This is a genomic window from Vibrio sp. YT-18 (assembly GCF_033337345.1).
GTDB lineage: Bacteria > Pseudomonadota > Gammaproteobacteria > Enterobacterales > Vibrionaceae > Vibrio > Vibrio alginolyticus.
The window spans coordinates 1-1106 of record NZ_JAWOQO010000222.1; the positions used below are offsets into that span (position 1 = coordinate 1).

Below are 1106 nucleotides of genomic sequence, written 5' to 3' on the forward strand. Positions count from 1 at the left end.
TTTATCAGACCAAGCCAAAATAGAAATCATCTATTAAAAATCAACAAGATAAAACAAAAATCAAGAAGAAAGCCGTAATCCACACCAGTTAATAGACATTATTTTCAAAAAACATTAGGAATGATTCGACGCATTATGATTTATAGCGAAACTTAACCATTCTCGATCGCAAAAATTGATATATAGGAAAGAAAATTACCGATCTTAAGTAATACAAAACCTACAAAGCAGGATAATTCCTACAAATAACCAAGAAAATATCACTCGTTTTCGATTTGGATTATTAAGCCCCTCAAAAATACCGATAAAAACAAACTGACAAATCAAAACATCAGAGTGTTGATAATTAAAACTGTCACTCGAAAACCATCGGTAGATTGGTTCAATCTTAGCAACATATATCCGATTCAAATACGCTATTTGAAAAAGAAAAATGCCCCGCTAGATCTATATCCAGCGAGGCATGTAATTGGCGAGAATACGCTTCTTCGAAGACAGAATACCTATTCTTCTCGAAATGCTCGGTTCATGCTTTCTGTCAGTGGCTTAATCAAATAACTCAGCGGTGTTCGAGGCTCAGACAAAATGAGTACTTCGGCGTTCATTCCGGATGTCAAACGGTACTTGGCAACATCATCTTGAGAAATTGAGATTCGCGCTAGGTAATAGTCATCTTGGTTTTCTTGTGACAGTTTATCCGCAGAAACAGTCAGCACCGTGCCATCGAAAAGAGCCAATGTTCGTGCATTCAGAGCGGTTAATCGCACATGCGCTTGTTGTCCTGGATTGATCAAGTCAATGTCTTGCGGATTGACTCTTGCTTCAACAAGCAACTTATCATCTTGAGGCACTAACTCTAACAACGTTTGTCCTGAACCAATAACCCCCTTTTCAGTGAACACTTGCATGTTCACTACGCGGCCTGAGATTGGCGCATTGATTGAAGTTCTAGCCACCACATCTTGAGCAGATCGATACTCTTCACGAATGGCAACGACTTCTTTTTTGGTATTCCGCAACTCTTCGACGATTTCATTCAATCTTTCGAGCTTTAACTCTTCTATCTTGGCTTGGTTCTCGTCTAACCTTTTTCCAACGGTTAAAGA

The 1106-nt window shown here is 38.8% G+C and carries 1 protein-coding gene; it reads right to left on the reverse strand.

From position 1 onward, the window contains the following. Positions 1 to 503 precede the first annotated feature (503 nt). Positions 504 to 1106: HlyD family efflux transporter periplasmic adaptor subunit (locus R7M72_RS25565; protein WP_318056523.1), on the reverse strand; the 603-nt coding region annotated here is incomplete at its 5' end.